Annotated in this window: 2 protein-coding genes and 1 tRNA gene; 1 reads left to right on the forward strand and 2 read right to left on the reverse strand. The window is 62.1% G+C overall.

The genetic code is table 11. From position 1 onward, the window contains the following. The coding region (locus P8K07_18710; GenBank protein MDG1960558.1) for a hypothetical protein at positions 1–1,211 on the reverse strand (1,211 nt) is incomplete at its 3' end. 388 nt (positions 1,212–1,599) lie between these two features. Here P8K07_18710 and P8K07_18715 point away from each other — a divergent pair. After that, on the forward strand, positions 1,600–6,795 hold the full coding sequence (locus P8K07_18715) for a hypothetical protein (GenBank protein ID MDG1960559.1): 5,196 nt from the start codon (positions 1,600–1,602) through the stop codon (positions 6,793–6,795). 627 nt (positions 6,796–7,422) lie between these two features. On the opposite strand, the gene P8K07_18720 is transcribed toward P8K07_18715, so the two are convergent. Then, a tRNA-Ser gene (locus tag P8K07_18720) sits at positions 7,423–7,512 on the reverse strand. Between the last annotated feature and the right edge of the window lie 147 nt (positions 7,513–7,659).

Consider the following 7,659-nt stretch of genomic DNA (forward strand, 5'->3'; position numbering starts at 1 on the left):
ATCGGCGAGCCGTTGTCGGCACCCGGTGTAAAGGTGACAGTGGCCTGTCCATTGCCAGCCGCTATCGAATCGATGGTCGGCGCGGCTGGGACGGCCAGCGCCGCGGAGTGCTCGAACACCGCGTAGTCATCACCCGGCGCCCAAGACTCTCCGAAGGCCCAAGCGACGCCAGGGCCACCGGAGTTGGCTTGTTCCTGGCCGGAGATCGATAGGCTGCGCCGAGCAATGCCGACGGCACCGCGGTCGTCGGTCACGCGCAGGAGAATATCGTAGACTCCGGGTTTCAACTGGACGTAGACCACGGGATGCGATGCCGCATCGGGTCCCGGGAGCGAGAGTCGAACCGGCTTGTCCATCACCTCGTAGCTGTAGGAGACCACGTGCCCGTCGCGATCCTCGGAGCCGCTGGCGTCCAGACGGATCCAGTTCCGCTTTGTTGGGTCCCGGGTCAGATTTTCAAAGCGAACGCTGGCCTTGGGGGGGCGGTTGCCCTCTTGTCCCCCGTGTCCCTCGTGTCCCTCGTGTCCCCCGTGTCCCCCGTGTCCCCCGTGTCCCCCGTGTCCCCCGTGTCCCTCATGTCCCCCGTGTCCCTCATGTCCCCCATGTCCCGCAATGGACGAGCGAATCGTTTTTAAATCATAGCAGCCATCGCATGATCGTCGCTTGGAGCACTTCCAGTCTTGGGTGAACGTATATGAGGTCGATTCGCCATCCTGCCCCTGCAGGGTCACGCTCGAGCGAAGGGTGGCCATATCGGCCCCCGCCAGACAGGCGGCTGGGACCAGCACGCGGGCGCGATTGATCTGTGCCACCACGCGCAACTTGCCGAGCCGCGAGCTAATTCGCACCCGGGCACCTGAGCGATCCCTTCCCGGCACCTCGAACTTCGCCCGATCCGGCCGCGCCCCCCGCGAGGCTTGCAAGCCGCTAGCTTCGATATCCAGCCCGTCAATGGCAACCAGCGGCGTCCCATCGAGCTCGGTCAGGACCGCCCCAAGGAAGACCTCCAAGCCGGACGAGAGGTCCGGGCCTGCCGCGGCCTGGCTGAAAATCGCTTCCCAACGGACCGCACCGGTGCGAGTCACATCGCCGGCCCGATCGGCCCGTCCCCCGGACTTCAGAACATCGGCGCTGCTGGCTTGTGGCGCGAGGATTCCGGACAGGAGAGTCGGAATAAGAAGGACAAGTAGACGAAAATGAAAAGAAGGCATGGCGATCCTGACGAGGTGAGGTCAAATTTAGGGTTCGGAGAAAGCTGGAGTTGCGAGCACGAAGCAGCTTCACCATGCCTTGCTCATCCTTCCGGCGCAAGGTTCCAATCCCGGCCGGACGGTAGAAAACATGAAGGCCCTTCTTGCCCAAAAGGTGCTCTATTCCTACATCCCGATTCTGGCACCGGCAGCGTTACCCTTCCTTGCCGGCCGTGGCAGAGCCGCTGGGCAGAAGTTGCTCGCTTGACGGGGCGGGGTGGTAGGTTTACTTTGACGACGCCGCTCGAGAGCCATTCCCTAGCGCATGGCAAAATCTGCCCTCAACCCCGGAGAGCCTATCCCCTTGTCGCGCATGCACTCAGACACGTTGCCGCTCACGCCTTCCCACTTGCGCACATTTCTTCGTCTGCCGCAGGCGGCTCTCTTCGTCCTCGGACTCATCGTCGCACTTCCGGTACCGTTAGCCGCGGCGTCTTTGGGGACGAACGACCTCGCCAAATTCTCCGGTCGCGCCGATCGCGTCGGCGAAACGGATCGCAGCGGGGGCCTGCGCTGGGAGGCGCGCTTTGAGGCGCAGAGGCCGGATGCGATCGATCTCTCGTCGGGCGTTCGGATTTTCATCGGTGGAGCACTCACTGAACTGGACGGCACGTCGCTCTTCTCGATCGATGGATTAGACGTCTCGACGGTTCCGCTCGAAGCCGCCCGCAGTGCGCGTGCCGATCGGTCGAAATTCCAGTTTGCGGGTCGAGACCGTTCCGGGACACGTGCACAAATCACGTGGCGCGACGGTCGGCTCAAGATCAAACTGCAGAGCGGGCGCGCTAACCTTCAGGCCCCCGCGGCCTGCGTGGGAGGTGCGAGCGAAGCGGTTCTGCGATCGACGGTCGCGCTCGAGATCCCCGGCCTGCCGCGCCAGGAGTTCACCGCGACTCAGCCATGGAAATGCTCGTCGCGGCGCAGTTGCGACGGATGTTTTGATCTTCGTGCCAAGATGGGTCGCACGGGGGGCTCCGGTCCGGCCGGGAACCGCCCACCTCAAGCCAGCCTTCGCTTCGAGAACCTCACCCGCGATCGTGATGCGGCGAACTGGATACGCATGGACGCCCGAGGCTCCGGGGATCGTGATGGCACGATTGCCTCGTATGAATACGCAATCAGCTCCCGGTCAGATGGAAAGTCGCTCGATTCCCCCGGTCGGACGATGTCTCCAGTCGCCCACGTTGAACTCTCTCCGGGCGACTACGAGGTCCGAGTCACGGTCACCGACGACCAGGGCCAGCGCGGCACCGAAGTGCGGAACCTTTCGATCTCGGGCGCACCGATTGCGCAGTTCGGCCGGTTGGGCGTCCGTTGGGCTCTGAGCGAGTCGTGGCGACTCGGGGATCCGGCCCCGATGTTCCGGGTCTCAAATGCCGTGATTCCCCTCGCCGAGATCGGTGAGATCTTCACGACCCCGGCCGAGGCGCCCCGAGAGTCCAACAGCAAGAGGGGGCTCGAGACGACAGCGTCTTCCTCCGGGAACAAGTGCGGCAGCTCGATGAAGAAAGCAGGATTCTTCATCAACATGGCCACGGGCGTGGTCGCGATCGGAGCCGGCATGGTTCTCGGTCCGGAAGCCACGGTGGCCATCAAGGTAGGCTCAACGGCGGCGACGAGCGCGGGGAGCACACTCTCCTACAAGGGAGGCGAGGCAACTACGAGTTGTCTGCAGAACCAGATCAACAATCTCTCCGACGAGGTCCTTTTTCAGAGCCAGCAGATCGCGCAGATTCAGAATCAACTCGACCTGACTGACGCGGCTTTTTTCACTGCGTGGACGCAGGTGCTGAACAGCCAAAATGCAACCTTCTTCGACGCGTATCGGCAATCGTTCAATCAGTTCTCACCGAACCCCTACGGGACAGGCGACTCCATTCCCCCGACAGCGCAATCTTGTCAGGAAGCAACTCCGAATGGTCCGGAATCCACTTGCGCGTTGGCGAGTGGCGGGATTTTCGGCGGCTTCATGGAAAATGCAGGCCTTTGGTGTTCAGCGGTCGGGCAGCCGATTCCGAATCTTTGCAATACTCCTGGCCCCCAGGCGGTCGCGACGAGCTGCTCTGCAGCTTATGACTGCAGCGAAGCCGACTCTTCGGCGCCGGGGCCCTACCTCCTTCAAACGGAGAACAACTTCAAGCAGCTGCAGATTTACGTGGACTCCCTGGTCGGTACGTTCACCGCCGACGTCCAAGCGCTCACCGGAATCTCGTTCGTGGCCGAGTGCACGGGGAGCCCGCATCAATGCGTGGTCTACGATTCCGAGACGCAGCTGATCAAGACTCTCGAGTCGCTCCAGAGCAACCTTCTTGCCCCCGGGACGGGGCAGTTGGCTGTGCAACTTGACGCGAACGGCAACATCATTCCCTTGATCGATGCCTACAATCAATCCGTCGTCCTTTACATCAACTATGCGACAACCGTCCTCGCGCAGGCGTTCCAGATGGAATGGCTCGTCAACAATTTCAACTTTTTCGGCAATCTTCCGTTCGGTGTCGTTCCCAACGACGCCATTTCACCGGGATCCATCGAGCAACTGGGGAACGCGGCAGCTACCTACTACGGCGGCCCCACGCCCGGGACCTCGAAGAGCACCTGCACGAACACGGAATTCGCCGGAAGCAGCTGCTCCAACTCGACCGAAGCTTTCTCTTGTAGCGCGCAGGCGGGAAGCTATGCCGGCGTCCAATGCAGCCCGTCCTCGCCCGATGCGTGCGGGGGCAACCCAGATCTGTGCGTCTACCCGGACTGCGGCGGGCATATTTCGCAATGCTCGTACGACACAACGGCGATGGGGCAGCACTATAATGCGGCCCAACTGGAGTTGGCCTACTACTACGCGCAGAGCATCAACCTCGTCTACGAACTCGGCCTGCAGTACCTCGTGACCGACCTCCCGGCTGGCAACCAGGCCTGGCCGGAGACGCCAACCACGGGGCTATGCCTCGTCGATCCGGAGACGGTCAAGTCCGGACTGTGCGCCAACGGAGCGTGTAAACCAACGACGTGTCGGACGGATAACGACTGCCCGCAGACGGCTCCGACCTGCGCGATCCAGTCCATTCCCTGGGACGCTCTGGTGACCAGTGCCTCTTACTGCGAGATCGGCAAGCCTTGCTCCGCCGGCGAAATGACTCGGATTCCCCCTTATATCGGGCAGCCGAAAGGCTGGGTTGGCACCGCGAATGTCAATTTTGACGCGGCGCCTTATCAAAGCGAGAGCCCTTACCTGTCTGGTTCGCAATGTGCCGCCGACTACCAGAAGACACCGAATGGTGTTGCCGCCATCACGGTACCGGGGGATCCGGTATCGGGCGGACAGCCGGGGACGATCGGGAGCGCGGAATACATCTGTCCATCCGATTACCCGTATTGCATCGGCTACCGTGACGGCAATGGTACCGCTGCGGGCGCATGGGGCAGCTGCTCGAATGCGAAACCGTGGACGGCGGCCGGGGTTGTCTACCAGTACGCCGTCAATGATCCGGTTGCGTGCCGCTCCAGTATCAAGCGATATAACGATACACCCAGCGACGACCCACCCAACCTTGCCGGGGCCTGGCAGACAAACGAAGATTGCCCGTCGGTCTTTCAGACGCCGGGTGGGCAGGCCCCACGCTATGGCTACTTCGATGGAAGGACCCTGCAACCATACGGGTTCCAGTCCAGCTTTCCCTCGGCTCCGGGCGCCTGCCCGAGCGAATGCTCGGCAAGCACCTGTGGCGCGGAAGCGACGACGCAAGAGGAGGCGCAAGGTTTCGGCTGCACGAGCTTTGAAAGCGCCTCGTCGGGGAATGGGGCCTCTTTCCAGGGTGCAGCGTACTCGAATACCTGCAGCACCGTGGTCAGCCCAGTTTCTGATGGGGCGGGCGGAGAGGTTTGTCCCGCCTTTTGCGTCCCGGCCGACGGGAGCACCACCCCGTACGCGTGCGTCGATGCCGGGTACGCGCAGCAGAACCTCGACGCCAGTCTCATCGATTGCCAGGGTTGCTCGAGCAGTGAGCCGGTGCTTGCCCTCGCGGGGGCGATGCAGGGGAATCTCGGGGCGTGCCAGAAGGGCATGCTGGGGGACCCGGCGGGCGGCCCCCTCATGGACTGGTGGGCCCCGGAGGCGTACCTGACCGTGAGCGAGGACGCGGACAACGCCGCCCTTCTTTGCGACGGTTGCGTCTACCTTGGTTGCGGAAACTACGACACGCTCGAGACGAGCGGGTTCCCCCAGAAGAATACTCAGGCGAACGAAGATTCTCTAGCGACGACGTACTTCGAAACTGCGAACTGCAGTTCCGATGCAGACGCCTCGGTACCGTGCACGGTCGCTTGGTACTCCAGCTCTGAGGTCGGTTGCGATGAGATGTTTGGTTGGGACGAGAAGCATACCTCGATGATGGCCAGCGTCATGGTGAACGACTACCGATGCGGCTACCTGGGCGGTGCCGATGTGAGCTTCATCGGGATCAGCAACGACTCGGGATTGTGGTCGGCAAGTTTGAACGACGATGCCCAGAATGGAAGCTATCCTTGGGGCTGCGGTGCCTTTGGGTTCAATACGATCGAAGACTCGGGTACCGATGGCTCGACGGACTATGCGTCTCTCGTTTTTGGCCAGCCGAACCTCGTCACCGAGCTTTGGGATCCGGTCGTGACGAGCGACACCCAACACATCGCTTGGAATTCCGGTTTCACGGCCAGCGGCCCGCAGATGGGCCTCCAGCTGGTCGCGCAATGTTCGACGAACTGCGGCGCGTCTTACAGTGACAACCAGTTGTGCCTTTCGGTTGTGACTCCGGGTTCGGGGGAGACGATGGATACGCTGGGGTACTCCTGCAAATCACTTCCCAATAGCGGGGAGGCCAGCGCCTTCATGGAGTGTACGACGAACGATGGGCGGATGTTCAGGATCGAGACTACTCCCGGCCAGGGCGGAATCGAGAATCCAGTCTCGTTCGGCGCCACGACGCTCCGGTTCCAGGAGATGAACCAATCCAATTCCAACGGCACATCCGCCGTTTGCCCGGACGCCTGCTACGATGCGGTGGCTGGTACCGGGGGGGAAACTTTCGGTGGCATGGGCCTGAATGGAGACGATGCATGTTCCGGGTTCCTGTCGCCCTACGGATATTGCGGTGGGTATTGCTATAACCAGCCCGAGATCGAATCGGGCGCAGCCCGAAAACCGGTCGCCCCGCCCGTCGATTGCCGGGGGTGCCCTCCGGTCCAGACCTACAGTGCGTGCCCCGAAGGCTACCTGCCCTACCAAGGGGACGACGAGCCGGGTGGATACTGCTGCGGGATTCCCGGGGTCGAGGTCGAGTGGATTGGTGACGAGCCATTTCCGTACCCAGTCATCGTCTTTCCGTACAGCACCTCAGCGTACGGAGCGTTCACGATTGATCACTGCTCGGAGCTTAGCACACAAGGCGATGTCGCCTGCTCGTCTCCTCCGTGCGGAGTAAACGGCACGCGAATTCCATCGGCGGCGTCCAGCGCGTGCTTCCCATGGGGCAATACTTCGATGGATGTGCTCTTCCCGTTCACCTACTAAACGGAGGGCCGGGGCGCCGGCCAGCGGCTTCCTGTTTGGTGTGGTCGGGAACTTATAAACGGACAAAAATCTCCGATCTGCGTCATTCAACGGGTTCGTCGCGGTCGCGGTGCTCCCCTTTGCACCGCCGGTGCCTTTTTGGATTGTTCGATTCGCGCCTGGCGAACTTCAGAGGCTGCCAGATGGTGCGCTCTGAAATCTGGAACCCCAAGCTGGAACCTATCAACTCCTTTCGTTCGCGAACTCGGGCACAGCAAGGGTGACGGCAGGCAACATGAAGGTCCGTTTTGCCCAGAAGGTGCTCTATTCCTCCATCCCGATTCTGGCACCGGCAGCGTTACCCTTCGTTGCCGGCCTTGGCAGAGCCGCTGGGCGAATTGCGAGCGACCCCTCCAAGCGTTTCGCCCATGCGAAAATGGGTCTCATTCAGCTGAATCGAACGGCGCAGGCCATTCCCGATCCTGCACGCGATGCGTGCAGTTTCAGAGGTGGCAGCAACACTTCAGCTGCGGGCCTCCACCGACCCAAGGTCTTCCGAACGCTGGCTGGGGCACCACGCTATCATGCACCAAGGCCACACTGTTCTGCCGCGCTACCTACAACTCGGACCGGCCAGGGTCCACGGAACGGAGAGAGAGGGATTCGAACCCTCGAAACGGCTATAAACCGTTTACTCGCTTAGCAGGCGAGCGCCTTCGACCACTCGGCCATCTCTCCACCGCGGAACAAGGAAGTAGGTAGACGAGCGGGGCTGCGTTGGCAAGAAGGACGCAGCGCTTTGATTCCCCGCGAGAAACGCTGCCGGCCGAGCCCGCGAGGCGCCAGGAGTCGGGCCGGGCAGGGCACGCTTTCGGGGGCCGTCCC

The organism is Candidatus Binatia bacterium (assembly GCA_029248525.1).
Lineage (GTDB): Bacteria > Desulfobacterota > Binatia > UBA12015 > UBA12015 > UBA12015.